Annotated in this window: 20 protein-coding genes; 9 read left to right on the top strand and 11 right to left on the bottom strand. The window is 64.9% G+C overall.

Features of this window, described 5'->3' with window-relative positions:
* The first annotated feature begins 135 nt into the window (after window positions 1-135).
* Window positions 136-768 carry a hypothetical protein gene (locus MF134_RS12250; RefSeq protein ID WP_255339751.1) on the top strand — a complete coding sequence of 211 codons (633 nt, stop codon included), beginning with the start codon at window positions 136-138 and terminating at the stop codon, window positions 766-768.
* Here MF134_RS12250 and MF134_RS12255 read toward each other — a convergent pair.
* Window positions 765-3,290: a heavy metal translocating P-type ATPase gene (locus MF134_RS12255; protein ID WP_255339752.1), complete on the bottom strand. Its 2,526-nt coding sequence runs from the start codon at window positions 3,288-3,290 to the stop codon at window positions 765-767. The two genes, MF134_RS12250 and MF134_RS12255, sit on opposite strands and share 4 nt — an antisense overlap.
* A gap of 235 nt (window positions 3,291-3,525) precedes the next feature.
* Here MF134_RS12255 and MF134_RS12260 point away from each other — a divergent pair, with 235 nt between their 5' ends.
* Both MF134_RS12260 and MF134_RS12265 read left to right on the top strand, forming a co-directional pair.
* Window positions 3,526-3,792: a heavy-metal-associated domain-containing protein gene (locus MF134_RS12260; RefSeq protein WP_255339753.1), complete on the top strand. Its 267-nt coding sequence runs from the start codon at window positions 3,526-3,528 to the stop codon at window positions 3,790-3,792.
* A 121-nt stretch (window positions 3,793-3,913) separates the two neighbouring features.
* Window positions 3,914-4,726, top strand: a complete 813-nt coding sequence (locus MF134_RS12265; protein ID WP_255339754.1) for a PhzF family phenazine biosynthesis protein — start codon at window positions 3,914-3,916, stop codon at window positions 4,724-4,726.
* A 46-nt stretch (window positions 4,727-4,772) separates the two neighbouring features.
* On the opposite strand, the gene MF134_RS12270 is transcribed toward MF134_RS12265, so the two are convergent.
* Together MF134_RS12270 and MF134_RS12275 are read right to left on the bottom strand one after the other, a co-directional pair.
* Window positions 4,773-5,225 (bottom strand): DNA polymerase III subunit chi, encoded by a 453-nt coding sequence (locus tag MF134_RS12270; protein WP_255339755.1) that lies wholly within the window; start codon window positions 5,223-5,225, stop codon window positions 4,773-4,775.
* A gap of 19 nt (window positions 5,226-5,244) precedes the next feature.
* The gene (locus MF134_RS12275; RefSeq protein WP_255339756.1) at window positions 5,245-6,756 is read right to left on the bottom strand and encodes a leucyl aminopeptidase; all 1,512 of its coding nucleotides are present in this window, start codon (window positions 6,754-6,756) and stop codon (window positions 5,245-5,247) included.
* A gap of 312 nt (window positions 6,757-7,068) precedes the next feature.
* Between MF134_RS12275 and MF134_RS12280 the strand changes: the two genes are divergently transcribed.
* From MF134_RS12280 to rsmA, 6 genes are all read left to right on the top strand, one after another.
* On the top strand, window positions 7,069-8,262 hold the full coding sequence (locus tag MF134_RS12280; protein ID WP_255339757.1) for an LptF/LptG family permease: 1,194 nt from the start codon (window positions 7,069-7,071) through the stop codon (window positions 8,260-8,262).
* Window positions 8,259-9,344, top strand: a complete 1,086-nt coding sequence (gene lptG / locus MF134_RS12285) for an LPS export ABC transporter permease LptG (protein ID WP_255339758.1) — start codon at window positions 8,259-8,261, stop codon at window positions 9,342-9,344. The genes MF134_RS12280 and lptG overlap by 4 nt, the downstream gene beginning before the upstream one ends.
* A gap of 147 nt (window positions 9,345-9,491) precedes the next feature.
* Window positions 9,492-11,822, top strand: a complete 2,331-nt coding sequence (locus tag MF134_RS12290; protein WP_255339759.1) for an LPS-assembly protein LptD — start codon at window positions 9,492-9,494, stop codon at window positions 11,820-11,822.
* Between the two features lie 211 nt (window positions 11,823-12,033).
* Window positions 12,034-12,981 (top strand): SurA N-terminal domain-containing protein, encoded by a 948-nt coding sequence (locus MF134_RS12295; RefSeq protein ID WP_255339760.1) that lies wholly within the window; start codon window positions 12,034-12,036, stop codon window positions 12,979-12,981.
* A complete protein-coding gene (gene pdxA, locus MF134_RS12300; RefSeq protein ID WP_255339761.1) occupies window positions 12,978-14,030 on the top strand; it encodes a 4-hydroxythreonine-4-phosphate dehydrogenase PdxA in 1,053 nt (350 codons plus the stop codon). The genes MF134_RS12295 and pdxA overlap by 4 nt, the downstream gene beginning before the upstream one ends.
* Window positions 14,027-14,857 (top strand): 16S rRNA (adenine(1518)-N(6)/adenine(1519)-N(6))-dimethyltransferase RsmA, encoded by an 831-nt coding sequence (rsmA, locus tag MF134_RS12305; protein ID WP_255339762.1) that lies wholly within the window; start codon window positions 14,027-14,029, stop codon window positions 14,855-14,857. Before pdxA ends, rsmA begins: the two co-directional genes overlap by 4 nt.
* Window positions 14,858-14,877: 20 nt before the next feature.
* On the opposite strand, the gene gmk is transcribed toward rsmA, so the two are convergent.
* The 8 genes from gmk to fabD form a co-directional block, all read right to left on the bottom strand.
* Complete coding sequence (gene gmk, locus MF134_RS12310) at window positions 14,878-15,543, bottom strand: guanylate kinase (RefSeq protein ID WP_255339763.1); 666 nt, start codon at window positions 15,541-15,543, stop codon at window positions 14,878-14,880.
* Window positions 15,540-16,427: a YicC/YloC family endoribonuclease gene (locus tag MF134_RS12315; protein WP_255339764.1), complete on the bottom strand. Its 888-nt coding sequence runs from the start codon at window positions 16,425-16,427 to the stop codon at window positions 15,540-15,542. Before MF134_RS12315 ends, gmk begins: the two co-directional genes overlap by 4 nt.
* Before the next feature lie 130 nt (window positions 16,428-16,557).
* Complete coding sequence (gene mltG / locus MF134_RS12320; protein WP_255339765.1) at window positions 16,558-17,694, bottom strand: endolytic transglycosylase MltG; 1,137 nt, start codon at window positions 17,692-17,694, stop codon at window positions 16,558-16,560.
* Between the two features lie 103 nt (window positions 17,695-17,797).
* A complete protein-coding gene (locus tag MF134_RS12325; RefSeq protein WP_255339766.1) occupies window positions 17,798-18,448 on the bottom strand; it encodes a glutathione S-transferase family protein in 651 nt (216 codons plus the stop codon).
* Between the two features lie 63 nt (window positions 18,449-18,511).
* Window positions 18,512-19,777 (bottom strand): beta-ketoacyl-ACP synthase II, encoded by a 1,266-nt coding sequence (fabF, locus tag MF134_RS12330; RefSeq protein ID WP_255339767.1) that lies wholly within the window; start codon window positions 19,775-19,777, stop codon window positions 18,512-18,514.
* Window positions 19,778-19,819: 42 nt separating this feature from the next.
* Window positions 19,820-20,056, bottom strand: coding sequence for an acyl carrier protein (locus tag MF134_RS12335; protein ID WP_026358398.1), 237 nt, complete (start codon window positions 20,054-20,056; stop codon window positions 19,820-19,822).
* A gap of 184 nt (window positions 20,057-20,240) precedes the next feature.
* Entirely contained in the window at window positions 20,241-20,978 is a 738-nt protein-coding gene (gene fabG / locus MF134_RS12340; protein ID WP_255339768.1) for a 3-oxoacyl-[acyl-carrier-protein] reductase, read from the bottom strand.
* A 66-nt stretch (window positions 20,979-21,044) separates the two neighbouring features.
* A complete protein-coding gene (fabD, locus tag MF134_RS12345; protein ID WP_255339769.1) occupies window positions 21,045-21,986 on the bottom strand; it encodes an ACP S-malonyltransferase in 942 nt (313 codons plus the stop codon).
* Window positions 21,987-22,097 lie beyond the last annotated feature (111 nt).

Raw genomic sequence — 22,097 nt, forward strand, 5'->3', positions numbered from 1 at the left:
TGTCGCGTCAATCTCCCAATTCTCTCGTCCCGACCGACCTTGCTGCATTGGCGGGGCACCGGCCGCTGGGTGGTGTCAGTGGTCGACGGTGTCCTTTCGACCATTTTAGCTCCGTCAGACGGAAGAGATTGCAGCATGTTCGAATGGATTTCCGAAAACAGTCAGATCCTCAATACCGCCGCGAATTTCCTGATGCTCGCCATCTGGGCGGTCTATCTGCAGCTTCTGTGGTCGAGCTTCCGGCGCGAGCGCCGGCCGCGCCTCCTGATCACCCGCGGCATCCGATCCGACATGGATGCCCGCTGCCTGGTCACGAATATGAGCCGAGACACGGTCTTCATCCGTAGCATCATCGTGCGCCTCGAGACCGCCCAGGGCGAATTGCGCTTTCCCGTCACCGAACTGGAAGACATCCAGTCGTCCGGTGGGGCGAAGGATATCAAGCAGCAGACCCGTCAAGGCCCTCTGGAATCGGGGGCGATGCGCGATATCGGCAGCTTTTCGGCCATCATCACCCACGTCCTCGACTACAAGGGCCCTGACGACCCGCCCGGCCCTCACAACAACTGGGACGGGCTGAAATGCTTCACGATCTACATCATCGGCGTCTACGGCCCGGACGACGTCAGTATCGGCGCCAAACGGACCTATGATGTGGTGCACGAAGAAGACGGCCGACAACTCAGCCCGCGGACGATCGATGCCGAGCAGATCCGCTCCCGTCGCGAGCGCAAGCAAATCGAAGGCATGCTGGAGGAAGACCTTTAGGCATTCGCCAGATTGCCGGCAGCCGCAGGCCCTCTGGTGGACGGGGCACCATGCCCCGCCTCCACCATCGCCGCCTTGACGAAGCGCAGCCTGAGCGCGTTCGACAGCACGAACACCGAGGATAGTGCCATGGCGCCAGCCGCCAGCATGGGCGACAGAAGCATCCCGTAGGCCGGATAGAGGATGCCCGCAGCGACCGGAATCAGCGCAACGTTGTAGCCGAAGGCCCAGAACAGGTTTTCCCGGATATTGGCCATGGTCTTGCGGCTGACCTGAAAGGCATTGACGACGCCGGTCAGGTCGCCCGACATCAGGACCACGTCGGCGCTTTCGATCGCGACATCCGTACCCGTGCCGACCGCGATGCCCGTATCGGCCGCGGCCAGCGCCGGCGCATCGTTGATGCCGTCGCCCACGAAGGCGAGTTTCCTGCCCCCTGCCCGCAGGCTTTCGATTGCGGCGACCTTGCCCTCGGGCATGACCTCGGCGACGACATGGTCGATGCCGAGTCGGGCGGCCACGGCTTCGGCGGTCGCCTTGGCGTCGCCCGAGATCATGGCGACCTCGAAACCTTGGGCATGCAACGCATCAATGACCGTCCGCGTCGAGGCCTTTTCAGGGTCGGACACGGCGATCACCGCCGCCGCCTTGCCGTTGACCGCGGCAAAGAGCGGCGTCTTGCCCTGCTGGCCGAGTTCCCGGCCTGTGGCGGCAAGGTCGCCGAGTTCGATACCTTCACGCTGCAGCAGCCGATCCGCACCGACGAGAACCTGCCGGCCACCGACGGTGGCGCGTACGCCCAATCCGGTCAGCGACTCGAAGCTCTCGGCCTTCGACGCGACCACGCCCGCCTCTTCGGCGCCCGACACGATGGCTTGGGCGATCGGGTGCTCGGAGCGCCCTTCCACCGCCGCCACGAGACCCAGCACGTCGCTCCGATCGAAGCCCGGCGCCAAGGTCAGGTCGGTCAGTTTCGGCCGCCCTTCGGTCAGGGTGCCGGTCTTGTCGAAGGCGACGATGTCGACATCCTGCAGCGCCTGCAACGCATCGCCCTTGCGGAACAAGACGCCCAGCTCCGCCGCGCGGCCCGTGCCGACCATGATCGAGGTGGGCGTCGCCAGCCCCATGGCGCAGGGACAGGCGATGATCAGGACCGCGACGGCGGCGACCAGCGCATGGGTGAGGCTCGGCTCCGGCCCGAAGACCATCCAGACAGCGAAAGTCAGCGCGGCGACGGCCATCACCGCCGGCACGAAGTAGAGCGTCACCGTATTGACGAGGTTCTGGATCGGCAGCTTGGCGCCCTGGGCCTCCTCGACCATGCGGATGATCTGCGAGAGCACGGTATCTGCGCCGACCTTTTCGGCCCGAAAGGCAAAGGCGCCGGTGGAGTTCACCGTCCCACCCACGACCTTCGCCCCCTCGCCCTTCTCCACGGGCAGCGGTTCGCCGGTGATCATCGATTCATCGACGAAGCTGTGGCCCTGGCTGACAACGCCATCGACGGCGATCTTCTCGCCCGGGCGCACATGGACGACATCGCCGACGACGATGTCCTCGATCGCGATCTCTTCGGTCCGGCCGTTCCGCTCCACATGGGCGGTCTTGGCGCGCAGGCCGGCGAGCTTGCGGATCGCCGCCCCGGTGCGACCCTTGGCCCGGGCTTCCATCATGCGACCGAGCAGGATCAAGACGACGATGACGGCGGCCGCCTCGTAATAGACGTTCCGGGCCGATTCCGGCAGGAGCCCAGGAAGGAAAGTGACGACGACCGAGTAGAGATAGGCCGCCGAAGTTCCGAGCGCGACCAGCGAATTCATGTCGGGCGCGCCATGGAACAGCGCGGGATAGCCCTTGAGGTAGAAGCGCCGGCCGGGCCCCACGAGAACCAGCGTCGTCAACACGAATTGTGCGATGAGCAAGGGCTGTTCGCCCAGCGCCTGCATGGTCCACATGTGGAAGGGCGGGAACAGATGGCCGCCCATCTCGACGATGAAGACCGGCGCCGCCAGCAGGGCCGCGATCAGGAGATCGCGCTTCAGCGACGCTTCTTCGTCGGCGCGCCGCTCGTCCTGGGCGACGGACGCCGCCTGATCGTTTGTGCGGGGCTTTGCCGGATAGCCGAGCCTGGTGGAGGCCTCCGCGATCGCGGACGGCGAGGCCGCCCCTTCCAGATAGCGCACGCTTGCGGTCTCGGCGGCGAGATTGACGTCGGCGTCGATCACGCCCGGTACGGCCTTCAGCGCCCGTTCGACACGGCCGACGCAGGAGGCGCAGCTCATACCCTCCACATCGAGGGTCAGCTCGGCCGTTCGGGCCGGGTAGCCGGCCTTGTCCAGGGCCGCCGTCATGGCGGCCATGTCGGCCGGTTCCGAATAGCTGACCCGCGCCGTCTCGTTGGCCAGATTGACGTCGGCTTCCGCGACGCCTTCGAGGCCTTTCAAGGTCCTTTCGACACGTCCCACGCAGGACGCACACGACATGCCGTCCACATGCAGGGTCAGGGTCCGGCTCGCGCTCATCGCATTGCCCTCCAACTGGAATACTTAACTCGGGCCAGAGATGGACCTTCCAGTCACCGGAAGGTCAAGAGGTCGGAAATCCTTTTCCGGTGCCGCAGGCGGTGGTGGCGACGATCACCCAAAACACGCCGCACAAATGCCTTGACCTTCCAGCGGCTGGAAGGACCATCTGATGGTCAAGAGGGCGGAATCTGTTCCGCGTCCCCACCGCATCTATCAAGAATGGAGACCGATCATGTGCCGATGCCAACCCGTCCAGCAGCAGCAATCCAACGCCCAGGGGGCCATGGCTGACGGCGTCAGCTTCCGCGTCCCCGACATGTCCTGCGGCCATTGCGAAAAGGCGATCCGCTCGTCGCTGGGAGACAGACTGCCTGGCGCTTCAGTCGATATCGATTTCGTCGCCAAGCGTGTGACCGTTGCCGTCGGCGACAACGAATCGGCGACAGCCGAAGATGCCATCCGCGAGGCCGGCTATTCGCCGGAGCCGATGGCGACCTGAGGCGAAGCCTAGCCCGGAAGACATCAGGATCGGCAATGACCGGATCAGCAAAATTCGTTGGTCGAACCCGGCCGATCTGGTTTGATGGAGAAAATTTCCGATCAAACCCGAGTGGGGCTGCATGACCAAGCTTCCGATCTACCAGGTCGACGCCTTCACCGACCGTCTCTTCACCGGCAATCCAGCGGCCGTGATGCCGCTGGAGGCATGGCTGTCGGACGAGACACTGCAGGCGATCGCGGCAGAGAACAATCTGTCGGAGACTGCCTATTTCGTGCCGGCCGGCGAGGCACGTTGGGAACTGAGATGGTTCACGCCGACCATGGAAGTTCCGCTGTGCGGCCATGCAACGCTCGCCACCGCCTTCGTGCTGGCGGAAGTTCTCGGCGAACCCGCCGAGACGTTGACCTTCGCAACCCGCATGGTGGGCGACCTCACCGTCACGCGGCAAGACGACAGCTGGTTTGCCATGCGGTTTCCGGTTCGCGAGAGGACGGAAACGATCGCCGTCGAGCCCGTCGCTGCAGCCCTCGGCAAGCGACCGGACGCGGTCGTCGAGTTCGCGACACCGGGCGACACATCCTGGCTCGCCGTCTTCTCCGACGAAGCGGATGTGCGGGGGATCGAGCCGGATTCTCGCGCGATCGCGGCCCTGCCGCCCCTCAACATCATCGCGACAGCGCCGGGCTTTGCCGTCGACTTCGTGTCTCGCATGTTCGCGCCAAAGGCCGGCATCGACGAAGACCCGGTAACGGGCTCGGCCCATTGCTCGCTCGTCCCCTATTGGGCGGAGCGGCTGGGCAAGAGCGAGTTTGTTGCGAAACAGGTCTCTGCACGCGGCGGCGATCTGCGCTGCACGTTGGATGGGGAGACTGTGGTCGTCGCGGGCCAGGCAGTGCTTTATATGACGGGTGAGATTGCCGTCCCGAAGTGATTAAGGCTGAAGCCGATGAGATCACGGATGCACTGCGGAGGGGCTCTCAAGCCTTTTTCACCCACCGCCGATCGTCGGTCTGCTGCCAGTAGGTCACGTCGTGGCCAGCCGATTTCTCTACCTTCCAGCGCTCGCGCGCCGTCTGAAGTTGATCGGCGTCGTGACCATCGAAGAGATACACCGCCCTGACATAGCCATCGAGGGATTCCGGCACCGCACCGTCCACCAAAAAGCGAACATGCGGCTCGTTTGCCCGCTGGGCCGCTTCCACCGTCAGGAGGATCGGCTGCAGCGCGCCGGAACTTTCCTGATCGCTGCCGTGGGGCAGAAACGAGTCCTCGCGATAGGTCCATAGATGATTGTCGAGCGCGTCGCGGCGCTCGTCGCTCGCGCACTGGACGACGACACGCCATCCTCGCGCGAGCGATTTTTCCAGAAGGTCCGGGAGCGCCTGTTCCAGCCGGCTTTCGGTCAGATGGTAGAACAGGACCTCCGTCATCGCGGCCCTCCCGCCGTCATCACTTCGACTGATAGTGGTCCGAAACCAGACGATCGAGCAAGCGCACGCCGAAGCCCGAGGCCCAGGACTGATTGTACTCGTTCGCGGGCGAGCCCATCGCCGTTCCCGCAACGTCGAGATGCGCCCAGGGCAGATCGTTGACGAAGCGCTGCAGGAACTGCGCGGCGGTGATCGAACCGGCCGCGCGGCCGCCGCCGATATTCTTGATATCGGCGAACTTGCCCTCGATCATCTTGTCGTATTCGGGCCCCAACGGCAGGCGCCAGACCTTCTCACCCGTCACCTTGCCGGAATCGGCGAGCCGCGTGGCGAGATCGTCATTGTTGGAGAAGAGCCCGGCGTGGTGATTGCCGAGGGCCACGATGATCGCGCCGGTGAGAGTCGCCAGATTGACCATGAATTGTGGCTTGAACCGGTCCTGGCAGTACCAGAGCGCGTCGGCCAGCACGAGGCGGCCTTCGGCGTCGGTGTTCAACACCTCGATCGTCGTGCCGGACATGGCGGTGACGATGTCGCCGGGGCGCTGGGCATTGCCGTCAACGGCGTTTTCGACGAGGCCGACGATGCCGATGGCGTTCACCTTGGCCGAGCGCTTGGCGAGCGCATACATCAGACCGGTGACGGCGGCAGCCCCGCCCATGTCGCCCTTCATCTCGTCCATGGAGCCGGCCGGCTTGATCGAGATGCCGCCGGTGTCGAAGACGACGCCCTTCCCGACGAAGGCGACGGGCTGGTCGTTATCCTCCGCGCCGTTCCAGCGCATGATCGCCAGACGCGGCGGCCGCGGCGAGCCCTGGGCGACACCCAGGAGCGCATTCATCTTCAGCGCCTTCAATTCCGGCTCGCCGAGGATCTCGACATCGACGCCGACCTTGGAGAGTTCCTTGATGCGGTCGGCGAACTCGACCGGGCCCAGCGTGTTCGCCGGCTCGTTGACGAGATCGCGGGCGAGCATCGTGCCGGCCGCGATCGCCTCTTCGTCGGCATAGACGGCCTTGGCCGCATCGACATCGGCCGTCGCGAAGGTCAGCGTCGCCGGCTCGTCGGCACTCTTGTCCTCCTCGTCCTCGTCCTTCTTGCCCTTCTTCGTCTTGTAGAGGTCGAAATCATAGGCGCGAAGCGTGGCGCCGCTTGCCATCCGGGCGACATCGGCAGCGGAAACTCCGGCCCCGTCCGCCATTTCGCAGCGAATGGTGACCGCAGTCGCACCCTTGGTCTTGGCGAGAACCGTACCGCCGAGCTTCAGCCAGTCCTCCTCGCTCGCCGGCTCCTTGGCATGGGTCCCGACGACGAGCAGGCGCTCGGCCTCGATACCCGAAGGCGCGATCAGATCGAGGGTCGACAGGCTCTTGCCCTTGAACTTGGCGATCTCGGCGGCCTTCGCCACCATGTCGCGCAAGGCCTCCGGCAGCTTCGACGAGACGGCGCTCCCCTCGCCGGCCAGGATCACCATCACGCCGGTTGCAGCACTGTCGAGGGGGGCGAATTCGATCTTCGGAAGCTTTGCCATGATATCTCCTGAGGGGTCTGAGCCGGCAGCGTTGCGCGCGACCCGAAACTGCCGCAAATTTGATCGCCCACGCGCAGTTTGCAAGAGTGCGTTCGCCGAACGCCTCCTTCATCCCTTCTTAACCACGCTGCTTCGCCCTTCTTTAGCCAAGCTGCGGCATAGTTTCTCCCGGCGATGCGAGGGGGCGCCCAGATGCCTCGACAGAGGTAGGCGGCAGCATCGCCTCGACACGGCGACTGCGGGCGGATATGCGGTCGGTCCGCCAGACAACAATCCGGAGAGCCGCTTCTTGCGAACCGAGCGCCGACCATCATGACGCTTCTCGAACGCTATGTCTTCCGGCGCGCGCTTTCCTATTCCCTGGGCACCCTGGCGTCCTTGGTGCTGATCGTCTGGATCGTGCAGGCCCTGTCGCGGATCGACATCGTGAAGTCGACCGCATCGGCCGCGGGCAACGTCTTCTGGATCGCGCTGATGCTTCTGCCCGATCTGGCCGCAGGTGTCGTGCCCTTCGCCATTCTGATTGGCGCCGTTCAGGCCCTGAACGGTCTCAATGCCGATTCCGAGCGCGCCGTGATGGCCGCCTCGGGAGCGTCACCGGGTCTGGTAGCCCGGCCGATCGTGATTCTCGGTCTTCTCGGCGGCATCTTCGTTCTTCTCGTGGCCCATGTCGTCGGTCCGATGTCGGCGCGCGGCTTTCAGAACGGCATTCGCGCGATCAATGCCGACACGATCACGCTGTTCCTGCAGCCGGGCCGCTTCGAGCGCGTGCAGGACGGGCTGCAGCTTTCGATCGGCGAGGCGCGCGGATCCTCGATCGAAAGCCTGTTCATCGCCGACACCCGCGACCCGAAGGCCGAACTCATCTATTTCGCCCGCGAAGCGCGCATCAGCGAAGAGAACGGCCGTTCGCTCCTGCTTCTCGGGGACGGGCAGCTTCATCGGCGCAATCTGAGCGACAACGCCGTCTCGGTGATCGAATTCCAGTCCTACGCCTTCGACCTCGCCGATCTCAGGCCGGCCTCCGGCGGTGACTGGACCCGCTCTTCGGAACGCTCGACCTCCGAACTGATCTCCCCCGATCCGGCGGACAGCCTCTATCGGGACGATCCGTCCTCGTTCACCGAGGAATTGACGGAGCGGATGACGAACTGGCTCTATGTCATCGCCTTCGCGCTATGGGCCGTCGTGGTGGCAGCGCATCCACGAACGAACCGGGAAGCGAGCAGCGCGGCCATGACGCTGGGACTGATCGGCGGACTCGGCCTGAAGGCTGCCGGTTTTGTCGCCATTTCCCAGATCGAATCCAGTGCGATCTGGGTCTTCATTTCCTTCCTCCTGCCGCTGAGCGCGATCGTCCTCGACAGCTATCTCATCTGGTCGAATGCCGATATCACGCACTGGGCGGTGTATCGCTGGTTCGTGGACGGGATCGAGGACGTGACGGTCCGGGTGAAGCGGCTCTTCGTCCCCAGGCGCGCGGCAGCCGGAGGGGCCGGGCAATGATGAAGAACTGGACCCTCAACCGCTATTTCTTTCGCCTCTATCTGGTCAGCTTCCTCTCGACGCTCCTGGCGATCTCGGCACTGATCTATCTGATCGACATGATCGAGCTGAGCCGCCGCGGCCGGGTGGCCGAGCTTGGCTTCGAAAGCGCCGCACTGTTTTCGGCCCTGAGGGTCCCCGCTTTCATCGAGCAGGCCTTCCCCTTCATCGTGCTGTTCGCCTCGATCTTCACGCTGCTCAACCTCAACCGGAAGCTGGAACTGGTCGTCGCCCGGGCGGCAGGTGTTTCGATCTGGCAGATCCTGTTGCCGTTCATCGCCGGCTCCGCCCTTCTCGGTCTCGTGGCGACCTTCGTCTACAATCCGCTCGCCGCCTACGCGAAGGCGCAGGCGGACCTGATCGAAACCGATGTCTTCGGTGGTTCGTCCTCGAATTCGAGGGGAGAGACCATCTGGCTCAGACAGAACAGCGGCGATGTCCGCTCGATCATCGGCGGCGCCTCGGCTGCCATGGGCGGGACCGAGTTGCGCGGCGTCAGCGCCTTCGTCTTCGACGAAAAAGGCTTCATCGCGTTTCGCATCGACGCCAATCGCGCCGTGCTCGACGATCGCCAATGGCGGCTGTTTTCGCCGCGTGTCACGCGGATCGGATATCCGCCCTCCTATCCGCAGGAGTACCGGCTGCCGACGACGCTTCGTCCGGAGTATATCGAACAGCGCGTCACCGATCCGGAGACGATCTCGATCTGGTCGCTCGGCGCGAAAATCGAGGTGGCCGCGAGCCTCGGCCTCAATTCGATGGCCTTCGCCATGCAATACCACTCGCTGCTCGCGCGTCCGGCCCTTTTCATCGCCATGACGCTGGTCGCTGCGACAGTTGCGACACGGTTCTCAAGAACCGGACAATCCGGACGCACGATCGCGGGTGGCGTGCTGGCGGGTTTCATGCTGTACGTGGTAACGTTCCTCGCCAGGGCGCTGGGCAGCAACGACATCGTGCCGCCCGTCCTGGCAGCGTGGTTTCCGGTCGTGGGCGCGGGATTGTTGGGGGTAACGATCCTGCTCCACCAGGAGGATGGGTGAACGATGATAGCGAGGGGGACTTGCGCATGGCTTTCGCGCGCTTGCGGCACTTTGCCGACATCCGTCCCGATTCTGGCCGGATCGGCGTTGTTTCTGGCTTTTACGCCCGGTCTTGCTCAAGCACAGTCGTCGCTTCCTGACAGGGTCGTGGCGTCCCAGCAGGACGCGCAGCTGTTCCTGGAAGCGGACACCGTCACCTATGACACCGGGGGCGGCGTGGTCACGGCTGCCGGTGGCGTGCAGATCGACTATGGCGCCTACAAGCTCGTTGCACAGCAGGTCATCTACAACCAGAGAACGCGGCGTCTCATCGCTGTCGGCGATGTAGAACTGCAACAACCGGACGGGAATCGCGTCTACGCCGATCAGGTCGACATCACTGACGACTTCCGGGACGGCTTCGTCCAGGCACTGCGGATCGAGACGCCCGACAACACACGCTTCGCTGCCGCCCAGGCGACTCGCGAGAACGGCGACACCGTGGTGCTGGAACAGGGCGTCTACACCGCCTGCGAACCCTGCCGCGAGAATCCCGAGCGCGCACCGCTGTGGCAGGTCAAGGCGCGCAAGATCGTCTGGAACCAGAACGAGAAGTTGGTCCGCTATTACGGCGCCCGTTTCGAACTCTTCGGCGCGCCGATCGCCTACCTTCCCTATTTCCAGGCGCCAGACCCAACGGTGAAGCGGAAATCCGGCTTCCTGACGCCGGAATTCAAACAGTCGGACGATCTCGGCTACGGGCTCCGGATCCCGTATTTCATCGCGCTGTCCGACAGCAACGACGTCACGCTCGCCGGCACCTACTACACCCAGCAGGGCTTTCTGGCCGAGGCGGAATATCGCCAGGCCTTCGAGAACGGCATCTTCACCCTGAAGACGGCGGGCATCGTCCAGCAGGATCCGGGCGAGTTCGCCGGCGACAACGTCTACGACAACGGCGTCCTGGAGCGGATCTCGCCCGACTTTGCCAATAAAGAGCGCGGCATGATCGGCTCGACCGGCAAGTTCGCCCTGTCGCCGGACTGGACCTTCGGCTGGGACCTGCTCCTGCAGAGCGACGAGAACTTCTCCTCGACCTACGGTATCGAGGGCTACTCCGACACGATCCACACCTCGGAAGTCTACCTGACCGGACTCAGCAACCAGAGCTTCTTCGATCTTCGGGCCGAGAAGTTCGACTATCAGTCGACCAACCCCGAACTGACGGATCAGCAGCCCTACCTCCTGCCCTCCTTCGACTATGAGCGGATCGAGCAGGAGTCGGCCCTTGGCGGCGAAGTGAAGCTCGATTTGAACGTCGCCTCGCTCTACCGGGACGACGATGCAGTCTCGCGCCTCTGCGCCACCGCCTTCCGAGGCGGCACGGAAGAAGACGATTGCCTCATCCCGACCACCGGCAATCGCTACCGCCCCGACCTCTTGCGCTATGAAGGACTCGAAGGCCGCTATACGCGTGCGACGGCGTCGGCCGAATGGCGCAACAGCTACGTTCTGCCGGTGGGGCTGGTGCTGACACCGATCGCCTCGGTCCGCGGCGACGTCTACACCGCAGACATGTCCAGCGACGGCGCGTTTCTCGAAAACTATCCGGGCCCGGTCCTCACGCGCTTCGGCGCCGTCTCCGTCGACGATGACGGCACCCGCGGCATGGCGACGGCGGCTCTCGAGGCGCGCTATCCCTATCTTATCCAGACGGCCACTTCGAGCCACGTCATCGAGCCCATCGGCCAGATCATCGTTCGCCCCGACGAAACGCAGCTCGGCTTTTTGCCGAACGAGGATTCCAAGACGCTCGCCTTCAACACCGGCAATTTGTTCTCACTCGACAAGTTCACCGGTTACGATCGAATCGAGGGCGGCACGCGCGCCAATGTCGGCCTGCGCTATGCCGGCGCGTTCTACGGCGGCTACTCGATCGATGCGGTTGTCGGCCAGTCGTATCATCTCGCTGGCCTGAACTCCTACGCCCAGCCGGATCTGACCCTGGTTGGCAACGATTCGGGTCTGGAAACCGACCGCTCGGACTATGTCGGTTCCCTGTCGTTCGGCACACCGTCCGGCATCAGCGTGGGCACACAGGGCCGCTTCGACGAGGAGAGCTTCGCGCTTCGTCGCGCCGATCTCTACGGAACCTGGGAAACGGCTCTCACCGAGGGCTTCGTGTCCTATTCCTACATGGCGCCCCAGCCCGACTACGGCTCTGCCGACGATCGCAGCCAGGTGAGTGCCGGCGTCGCGCTGAAATTTGCCGAGAACTGGACCGCCTACGGAACGATCGGATACGACGTCGACGAGAATTCCGTCATCCGGCACGGCGTCGCGGTCGGCTATGCCGACGAGTGCTTCAGCCTGCTCGTTTCGTTCGAGGACGAGAACGATCAGTACAATGTCGACGGCTCCTCGTCCCAGACCTTTCGGTTCAAGATCGGCTTGAGAACGATCACCGAGTTCGGCAAGCCCTACGACATCAACGGCTGATCGCCCGTCGGGCGATCCATGCCGACCGACCACGGTTTCGCCAAAGCTTTCGTGTTAGACACCAAGGCATTGATTTCGGGTGCGTCGCGTAGGCTACCCTTCCCCACAGGGAAGAAGTGACTTACACGCATGAAACAGGTGCCGAGATCGGCTGACGGACCTGACCGCCGGCAAATGCACCGCACGAAAGACGATGGGAGCGAAGTTCTGCATGATGTTGCGCCGATTGATGTACGCAGTGGCGGCCGTGGCTGCCCTGAGCGCCGCAGCACCTGACAGCGTCGGGCTCTGGGCCGCCCCGGCCCGGGCGGCGTCGGAAGTGGCCGTGGTGGTGAATCGGGAGCCGATCACGACCTACCAGATCCGCCAGCGGGCGGCCTTTCTCAAATTGCGCCGCGAGGGTGGCAATCTGACGAAGAAGGCCACGGAAGAGCTGATCGACGAGGCCCTCAAGACGCAGGAGATGCGTCGGCGCCGGATCGACATACCCGATCAGGCCGTCGATGCCGCCTTTGCCAAGTTCGCCGCCGACAACAAGCTGACCCAGGCGCAGCTCACCCAGGTCCTCTCCCAGGCCGGATTCTCGGCCAGCGCCTTCAAGGATTACATCCGCGTCCAGATGGGCTGGGGACAGGCGGTTCAGGCCAGCATGCGCAGCAACGAACGGCTTTCCGAACAGGATGTGGTCCAGCGCATGCTCGCACAGGGCGGCGAGAAACCCTCCACGACCGAATACACGCTCCAGCAGGTGATCTTCGTGATCCCAGACGGGCAGCGCGGCAAGCTCATGTCCCAGCGCAAGCGCGAAGCCCAGGGCATGCGCTCGCGCTTTCAGTCCTGCCCGCAGACCTACGAGACCGCCAAGGCCCTGCGCGACGTGACGGTGCGTGAGCTCGGCCGGGTCGCCCAGCCGCAGCTGCCTCCCCAGTGGAAGGACGACATCCAGAACACCGCCGTCGGCCGCACCACGCCGGTCAAGGAGACAGAGCGGGGCGTCGAGTTCATCGCCGTGTGCGACAGCCGTCAGGTGTCCGACGACGTGGCGGCCGCCATGGTCTTCCAGTCGCGCGACCTCGAGAAGCTCGGCAAGGAGGGATCCGGCCCCGACAAGGAGCTTCTGAAGAAGCTCCGCGAACAGGCCCAGATCATCCGCAAATGACGGTGAAGCCTGCCATGGGCGGCGGGCCGAAGCCGCTTGCGGTGACGCTCGGCGAGCCCTCGGGCGTCGGGCCGGACATCGTCCTCGATATCAAGGCCAGAGCGGGGGCTGATCTGCCTCCGCTCTTCGTCCTTTGCGACCCCGACATGCTCGTGGCTCGAGCCAGGCGGCTGGGCCTTGCCGAGACCGTGCGACTTCACCCCATCACTTCACCCGGAGATCTGGCTTCGGTCGGAGCCGGCGAACTGGCGATCCTGCCGCTCGTGAACCGGCAGGCCGAGACCCCGGGCGTGATCGATCCGGCCAATGGCGCCGGCACGGTCGAGGCGATCGATCGGGCGACCGCCTATGTGCTCGAAGGCGAAGCCTCGGCGATCGTGACTGGACCGATCGACAAGAAGGCGCTCTACGATATCGGTTTCCGGCATCCCGGCCACACCGAATATCTCGCCGATCTCTGCGCCACGAAGACCGGCGCGCCGATCAAGCCCGTCATGCTCCTGACGGGACCGGAGCTTTCCTGCGTTCCGGTCACGATCCACATTCCGCTCGTCGAAGTCCCGCGCCAGTTGACGACGGCGCTCATCGTCGAGACCTGCCGCATCACCGATCACGACTATCGCCGCAGGCTGGGCATCGCGCGCCCGCGGCTCGCGGTCTCCGGGCTCAACCCGCATGCCGGCGAAAAGGGCGCGATCGGCGAAGAGGACGAAGCGGTGATCCGACCGGCCGTGGACCAACTGGTCGCAGAGGGCATCGACGCTTTCGGGCCCCTGCCCGGTGACACCATGTTCCACGCCGAAGCCCGCCGGCGCTATGATGTGGCGATCTGCATGTATCACGACCAGGCGCTGATCCCGGCGAAGACGCTCGCCTTCGACGAGACGGTCAACGTCACCCTCGGCCTGCCGATCATCCGCACCTCGCCCGATCACGGCACCGCCGCCGACATCGCCGGCTCCGGCCACGCACGTCCGGACAGTTTTCGCGCCGCCATCGCGCTTGCGGCCAAGATGGCCGCGATCGAAAGCGGAGTCCGGCCCTCTTGAGCGCAGCCTCCGACGGTCTTCCGCCGCTTCGGGAAGTCATCGATAGGCATGGGCTCGCACCGAAGAAGAGCCTCGGCCAGAACTTCCTTCTCGATCTCAATCTGACCGGCCGGATCGCCCGGCAGGCCCTGCCTCTCGACGCCTGTACGGTCGTGGAGGTCGGTCCCGGCCCCGGCGGACTGACGCGCGCGCTCCTCGCCGAGGGCGCCCGCAAGGTCGTCGCGATCGAAAAGGACGAGCGCTGCCTTGCCGCGCTGGAAGAGATCGCCGCCCACTATCCAGGCCGGCTCGATATCCAAAAGGCAGATGCGCTCAGTGTTGATCTTGCGGCCTTGGCCGAAGGCAAGCCGATCAAGATCGTCGCCAACCTGCCCTACAATGTCGGCACCCAGCTTCTTCTCAACTGGCTGACCTCCGAGACCTGGCCGCCGCTTTGGGAAAGCCTGACGCTGATGTTCCAGAAAGAGGTCGCCCAGCGCATCGTGGCCGCGCCCGGAAGCGACCACTACGGACGGCTCGGCGTTCTTGCCGGCTGGCGGGCGCGCTCGCAGATTCTGTTCGACGTGTCACCATCCGCCTTCACACCGCCGCCCAAGGTCACCTCCTCGATCGTGCAGCTTCGCCCGAACCCCGAGCCGGAGCCTGCCGATCTGAAGGCACTCGAACGCGTGACAGCCGCCGCCTTCGGTCAGCGGCGCAAGATGCTGCGGCAGAGCCTGAAGAGCCTCGGCGGCGAAGCGCTTCTGACGAAGGCCGGGATCGAGCCGACCCGCCGCGCCGAGACGCTGTCGGTCGGCGAGTTCGTGCGGATCGCCAATACGCTGTGACGAGAGGGCGCGCCGCCCTCTCAGCCGATCTCTTCCGCGAGGAGATGATCCGTGAACGCTTCCAGCCCCGGCAAGCGGTCCCTGCGCAGGCGCTCGGCGGTGATGATCGACCGGACGGCGGAGAAGGACCGGTCCAGATCGTCGTTGACCACCACATAGTCGTAGTCGCGCCAGCGCTCGATCTCGACGCGCGCATTGCGCATGCGAACGGCGATCGTATCGCCGGAGTCTTCCGCCCGGCGCAGGAGGCGAGCGCGCAACTCTTCCATCGAGGGCGGCAGGATGAAGATCGAGACGATGTCTTCCTTCATCTGCTCCTGAAGCTGCATGGCGCCCTGATAGTCGATGTCGAAGAGCATGTCGCGGCCTTCCAGCATCGCCTTCTCGGCGGCGGCCCGAGGGGTGCCGTAGAAATTGCCGTGCACCTCCGCCCATTCGAGCAAAGCCCCGCCGGCGCGCATCTGCTCGAACTCCGTGCGGTCGACGAACCGATAGTGCACGCCGTCGATCTCGCTGGTGCGGCGCGGCCGCGTGGTGACGCTGACCGAGAGCGAGAAGCTCTTGTCGAGTTCCAGAAGATTGCGGGCGATGGTCGACTTGCCCGCGCCGGAAGGCGAGGAAAGGATGAGCATCATGCCCCGCCGGGCGATGGCGGGAACGGTGGTAAGCGTGGAGGCGAGTGTCATTCGATGTTCTGTACCTGCTCGCGGAACTGATCGACAATGACCTTCAGTTCGAGGCCGATCGCCGTCAGAGAGGCCGCGTTGGATTTCGAGCAGATCGTATTCGATTCGCGGTGAAATTCCTGCGAAAGAAAATCCAGCCTGCGACCGATCGCGCCGCCCTGGGCGAGAAGTTCGGCCGCAGCGGCCACATGGGCGCGCAGCCGGTCGATCTCCTCGCGGATGTCGGCGCGCGCAGCCAGAAGCGCCGCTTCCTGGTGCAGCCTCGCCTCGTCGAAACGGTCGTCGGTCGCCATCAGTTCGGCGACCTGGTCCTTCAGCCGCTGCCGGATGGCCTGGGTGGAGCGCGCCGGATCGGCGTCGGCCCGGTCGACCAGCTGGCCGATCTCTGCGAGCCGCCCGGACAGGGTTTCGCTCAGCGCCGCCCCCTCGCTCAGCCGCGATTGGACAAGGCGCGAGACGGCCTCGCCAAAACTTTCCACGATCGCGGCGTTGCGGGCTGCGAGTGCGGTCTCGTCGAGATCTTCGTCGGCCAGATCAACGATGCCCTTGATGGCGAGGAGACCATCGGCAGTGGGGGGAGCAGCGTGCCCGTCCGCCACGAGCCGGCCGGACATGGCGAGCACCTGCTGCAGCATCGCTTCGTTCACGGTGAGAGCGGGTGCGCCCGTATCCCGGCGCCACTGAAGGTTCGCCTGGAGGCTCCCGCGGGTGACTTCCGATGCGAGTCGACGGCGCAGTTCCGCTTCCAGCTGTTCGAGCCCCTGGGGCAGCCTGAGCCGGAGGTCCAGACCCTTGCCGTTGACCGAACGGATCTCCCAGACGAAGGACCCGGCGGCGGTCTCGGCCTCGACCCGCGCGAACCCTGTCATGCTTCTGACTGCCATCGATGGGCCTCCGAGTTCCGCCGCATCACGGCATGGCGCGCAGCCATTGCGATCGGCACCAGCGGCTTGAACGATTCCGATCGCCGGATCAAGGCCGCCCCGCCGGGGGAGACGCGGGAGCCCGTGGTCGCTACTCGCTATCGCCCTCGCCGGCCGCTTCGGCCTCGGCCCGGCGCTGCCGCTCGATCTCGCGATATTTGGCGACGTTGTTGTTGTGCTCTCTCAGCGTCTTGGAGAACACGTGGCCGCCCGTGCCGTCAGCAACGAAGAACAGATCGTCCGTCTCCAGAGGATGGGCCACTGCCTCCAGCGCAGCCCGGCCCGGATTGGCGATGGGCCCTGGGGGGAGACCCTTGATCTTGTAGGTGTTGTAGGGCGTCTCGCTGTCCTTGTCGGACTGGGTCACCGGCTGGCCGGAGGGCTTCCCTTCGCCGCCATAGACGCCGTAGAGAAAGGTCGGATCGGAATCGAGCCGCATGCCCTGGCGCAGCCGGTTGATGAAGACCGAGGCGACGTGCGGGCGTTCCCCGCCGATGCCGGTTTCGCGCTCGACGATGGAGGCGAGCGTCAGAAACTGGCCGACATCCTGCAGGGGCAGGTCCTCGTCGCGACCTTCCCAGATCTCTGCCACAAGCTTTTCCTGCGCAGCACGCATCTGCCGGACCACTTCCTTGCGCGGAGTTCCGCGCTGGACCAGGTAGGTGTCCGGCCGCAGCGTGCCCTCCGGCACCATGTCCGGCATGTCACCGGTCAGAACCGGCGAGGCGGCGATACGCTCGTAAGCGCGATGGACGGTCCATCCTTCCGGGATGGTGATCGAGTGCATGATGGAATCGCCGCTTCTGAGCTTCTCCATCACCTGGCGCATCGAGGTCCCGGGCGCGAAGGCAAATTCGCCAGCCTGCAATTCGCCGGCGGTCCCGGCGAGCCGGACGCCGTATTCGAAGACCTCGGCGTTGGAAATGATCCCCTCGCGCTCCAGGCCGCTTGCGATCGCCTGCACACCGGTGCTGCGCGGCACCACGTATGTCGCCTCCTGCTGAAGCGGGCCGGGCGCGTTGAATTGGTAGTGGCCCCAATACAGGACCGCACCAACCGCGAGCATGAGGAACAGCGCCGCGGAAAGGCAGAAATTCAGGAAGATCACGAGCTGGTTGCGGGCGTGGCGCGAACGCTTCGGCGGAGCCGGCGCCGGCGTCGGCTTGAAGGACCGCCCCTTGTATCCCCGCTGCTCCTGGCTTGCGTCTTCCGGGTGATAATCGCTCACCGAAACTCCTCCGTGCCCCTCATGGCGTCTTCGGTTTCTGCCATCATGGCATTGTGGCGAAAGACCGGACGGCTTGGCGAGAGAGGCAACGCAACGCGACCGGTCAGGCGGGGAGCGTCAGGCCTTCGCGCTCAAACACGCGCCTAACCGCCGGACGCCCGGTCATCTGGCGGGCATGGGCCGTCCAGGCGGGGAAATCGGCTGCCATGTCGTAGGCCAAGACCGAACCATTCCCCCAGGTCCAGAACACGAGAAGGTAGGGGTCGACCACCGAATAGTCCCCACCCATCGCCCATTGTCCCGAGCGCGCTTCAAGCTTGCGCTCGACCATCTCCCAGAATTCGCGCGCCGAACGCAGCCCCGTCGCGACGACGTCCTGACGCCCGGCCTCGTCGCTCGCATAGCGCTCGGGACGACGGATGTGGGCATAGGACGGGTGCACGCTCGAGGACAGAAAGGCCAGCCACTCGGCACAGCGGGCATCATCCAGTGCGTCCGAAGGCCACAAACCCGCTTGGGGAAATGCCCGCGCGACATAGCGCAGGATTGCCGGATTCTCGGTGATGACGTCCTCGCCAACCACGAGGGCCGGAACCCGGCCCTTCGGATTGATGGCGAGATAACCGGGCGAACGTTGCTCATTCGCGCGAAAATCGACCCGCACCGCTTCGAAATCGGCGCCAGCTTCTTCCAGCGCAATGTGGGAGGCGAGCGAACATGCGCCAGGCGCATAGAAAAGCTTCAGATCGGCCATGGCCCGCGTTCCCGAACTCATACGTTCCGCCCGCTGCACCATCCGGCGTGGCGGGCGGGACTTCTACTGTGCGTATCGACTCATGACGAGAGAGGCGTTGGTGCCTCCGAAGCCGAAGGAGTTCGACAAGACCGTGTTGATCTCCTTCTCCTTCTTCTTGTGCGGCACCAGGTCGATCTGCGTCTCGACGGAGGGATTGTCGAGATTGAGGGTCGGTGGCGCGACATTGTCGCGGATCGCCAGTGCCGAGAAGATGGCCTCCACGGAGCCGGCGGCTCCGAGCAGATGACCGATCGCCGATTTCGTCGACGACATGGTGATCTTCGACGCGCTGTCGCCCACGAGCCGTTCGAAGGCCCGAAGCTCGATCTCGTCGCCCATCGGCGTCGACGTGCCGTGGGCATTGACGTAGTCGAGATCGGCCGCCGTGATCCCGGCGCGCTTCAGGGCCGCCGACATGCAGCGGAAGGCGCCGTCGCCATCCTCGGCCGGAGCCGTGATGTGGTAGGCGTCGCCCGACAGGCCGTAGCCGATGATCTCGGCATAGATCCGCGCGCCGCGGGCCTTGGCATGCTCGAGTTCTTCGAGGACGACGATCCCGGCACCCTCGCCCATGACGAAGCCGTCGCGATCCCGGTCATAGGGCCGCGAACCGCGCTTGGCGTCCTCGTTGAAATGGGTCGAAAGCGCCTTGCACGCCGCAAAGCCCGCCACGGACAGGCGGCAGACGGGCGACTCGGCGCCACCTGCGACCATCACGTCCGCATCACCCAAAGCGATCAGCCGACTCGCATCGCCAATCGCATGGGCGCCGGTCGAACAGGCGGTCACGACCGAATGGTTCGGTCCCTTCAGCTTGTTGCGGATCGACACGTGCCCGGAGGCGAGATTGATCAGACTGCCGGGGATGAAGAAGGGCGAGACCCGTCGCGGCCCGCGCTCGTTGAGCACCAGCGCCGTCTTCTCGATACCCTGCAGGCCGCCAATGCCGGAACCGATCAGAACACCCGAAGCGATCTGATCCTCGTAGGACTCGGGATGCCAGTCGGCATCGTCGAGCGCCTCCGCGGCGGCAGCGACGGCGTAGACGATGAAATCGTCGACCTTGCGCTGCTCCTTGGGCTCCATCCACTGGTCGGGATTGAAGGTTCCGTCATGGCCGTCGCCACGCGGAATCTGGCAGGCGATCTGGCAGGCGAGATCGGAAACTTCGAAGTTCTCGATCTTCGCCGCCCCGCTTTCACCAGCCAGAAGCCGCTTCCAGGTGACGGGAGCGCCGGCGCCCAGCGGTGTGACCATGCCGACGCCGGTTATGACAACTCGTCTCATATCGGCTCTATGTACCAGACAGATGGACCGCGACGGAGCGGGTCAGGCCTGGTTCTTCTCGATGAACTTCACGGCGTCGCCGACGGTGAGGATCGTCTCCGCCGCGTCGTCGGGGATCTCGACGCCGAACTCTTCCTCGAACGCCATCACCAGCTCGACCGTGTCGAGGCTGTCCGCCCCGAGATCGTCGATGAAGCTGGCGTTCTCGGTGACCTTTTCCTGCTCGACGCCCAAATGCTCGACGACGATCTTCTTCACTCGCTCGGCGGTATCGCTCATTGTCATTCCTCTGCTGCGATGACGTTTGTCGCCTCGTTAGACGTGAGGCGCCGTTTTATCAAGCGGCGAGCGCCGGGGTGGCTGCCGCGTTTTGGCTTACGCCCGAAATTTCTGGTGGCGCCGCGACTATCACGGCCGCGTGCCCCCGCCAATAGTCCGAGCGCGGCGTAATGTTCCCCCAACCTCAGATCATCGCCATTCCGCCGTTGACGTGAATGGTTTGACCCGTGACGTATCCAGCCTCCTCGGACGCCAGAAACACGGCCGTGGCGGCGATATCGGCCGCTTCTCCCATCCGCTTCATGGGGATTGCGCCCATGATCGCGTCCTTCTGCTTGTCGTTCAGCTTATCCGTCATGGCGCTGGAAATGAAGCCGGGCGCGATGCAATTCACGGTCACGCCGCGCAAGGCGATCTCCTGGGCGAGCGACTTGGAAAAACCGATCATGCCGGCCTTGGCGGCGCAATAATTCGCCTGACCCGGGTTGCCCGTCACGCCGACGATGGAGGTGATGTTGATGATTCGCCCGAAACGGCGGCGCATCATAGGATGGGTCAGACCACGGGTGAGACGGAAAGCGGCGGTGAGGTCGATCTCGAGAACGCTATCCCAGTCGGCGTCCGACATGCGCACGAACAGACCGTCCTTGGTGATGCCGGCATTGTTGACGAGGATGTCGACCCCGCCGAGTTCGCCATCGGCCTTTTCCGCAAGCGCCGTCTGGTCATCGCGATCCGAAAGGTTGGCGGGCAGCACGATCGCGCGTTCCCCCAGCGAGGCGGCCAGTTCCTCGAGCTTTTCGCGCCGCGTCCCATGGAGGCCCACCGTGGCGCCCTGCGCATGCAGCGCCTTGGCGATCGCTTCGCCGAGGCCGCCGGTCGCCCCGGTGATCAGAGCCTTGCGGCCGGTCAAGTCGAACATGGTTGCTTCCCCACTGGCACCGTTGCGGGCCTCGTTCTTGTCTTTGCGTTTCGGGTCTGCGGGCGATCAGCCGGCGCGCCCTCCTGCAAACGCCTTGACGGCTTCGGCCGTCCCGATCGCCTGCGCCGACAGACGCTTGTCGATCCGCTTGGCGAGGCCACTCAGGACCTTGCCGCTGCCGACCTCGACGATCTCGGTCACACCGTTCTCGGCAAGATATTCCATGCTCTCGCGCCAGCGCACGACGCCGGTCACCTGATCGATCAGGCGCACGCGGATTTCCGCCGGATCCGTGGTCGGAAGCGCCGTCACGTTCGAAACCACCGGAACCGCCGGCGCCGCGATCCGCGTCATCTGCAGCGCATCTGCCATGCGCTCGGCGGCAGGCGCCATGAGACTGCAATGGAAGGGCGCGGAGACGGTGAGCGGAATCGCGCGCTTGGCCCCGGCCTCCGGCGCCTTGGCGACGGCACGGGCGACAGCCGCGGCGGAGCCGGAAATCACGATCTGACCGCCGCCATTGTCGTTGGCCGGGGAGAGAACCTCACCTTCGGCCGCCTCGGCGCACAGCGCGCCGACGGCCTCGGCGTCGAGACCGAGGATCGCGGCCATCGCGCCCTCGCCCGCCGGCACAGCCGCCTGCATGGCCTGGCCGCGCAGCCGCAGGAGACGGGCGGTCTCGGCCACGCCGAGCGCACCTGCCGCTGCGAGAGCGGAATATTCGCCCAACGAATGGCCGGCGACGAAATCCGCCTCCCTGATCAGAAAGCCTTCCGCCTGCAGCGCACGCATCGCGGCCACGGAGACCGCCATCAGCGCCGGCTGGGCGTTTTCCGTCAGGGTCAGCCGGTCTTCAGGCCCTTCGAAAACCAGGCTCGAGAGCTTCTCGCCCAGCGCTTCGTCGACTTCCTGAAAGACGGCGCGGCTTTCGACGTAGGTGTCGAAAAGCGACCGCCCCATGCCCACGGCCTGGCTGCCTTGCCCTGGAAAGACCAGCGCCATTGCCATTTCATCACTCCGTAATTCTTCCGAAACCATTCGGGTCGCGGGGGAATGAGGGCTGCCGGCGAGCCTGTCAAGCTTGCGCCGCACAATAGAGCCGGGAGCGACGATGTCCCG

This window comes from Jiella marina (genome assembly GCF_024359545.1).
Taxonomy (GTDB): Bacteria; Pseudomonadota; Alphaproteobacteria; order Rhizobiales; family Rhizobiaceae; genus Jiella.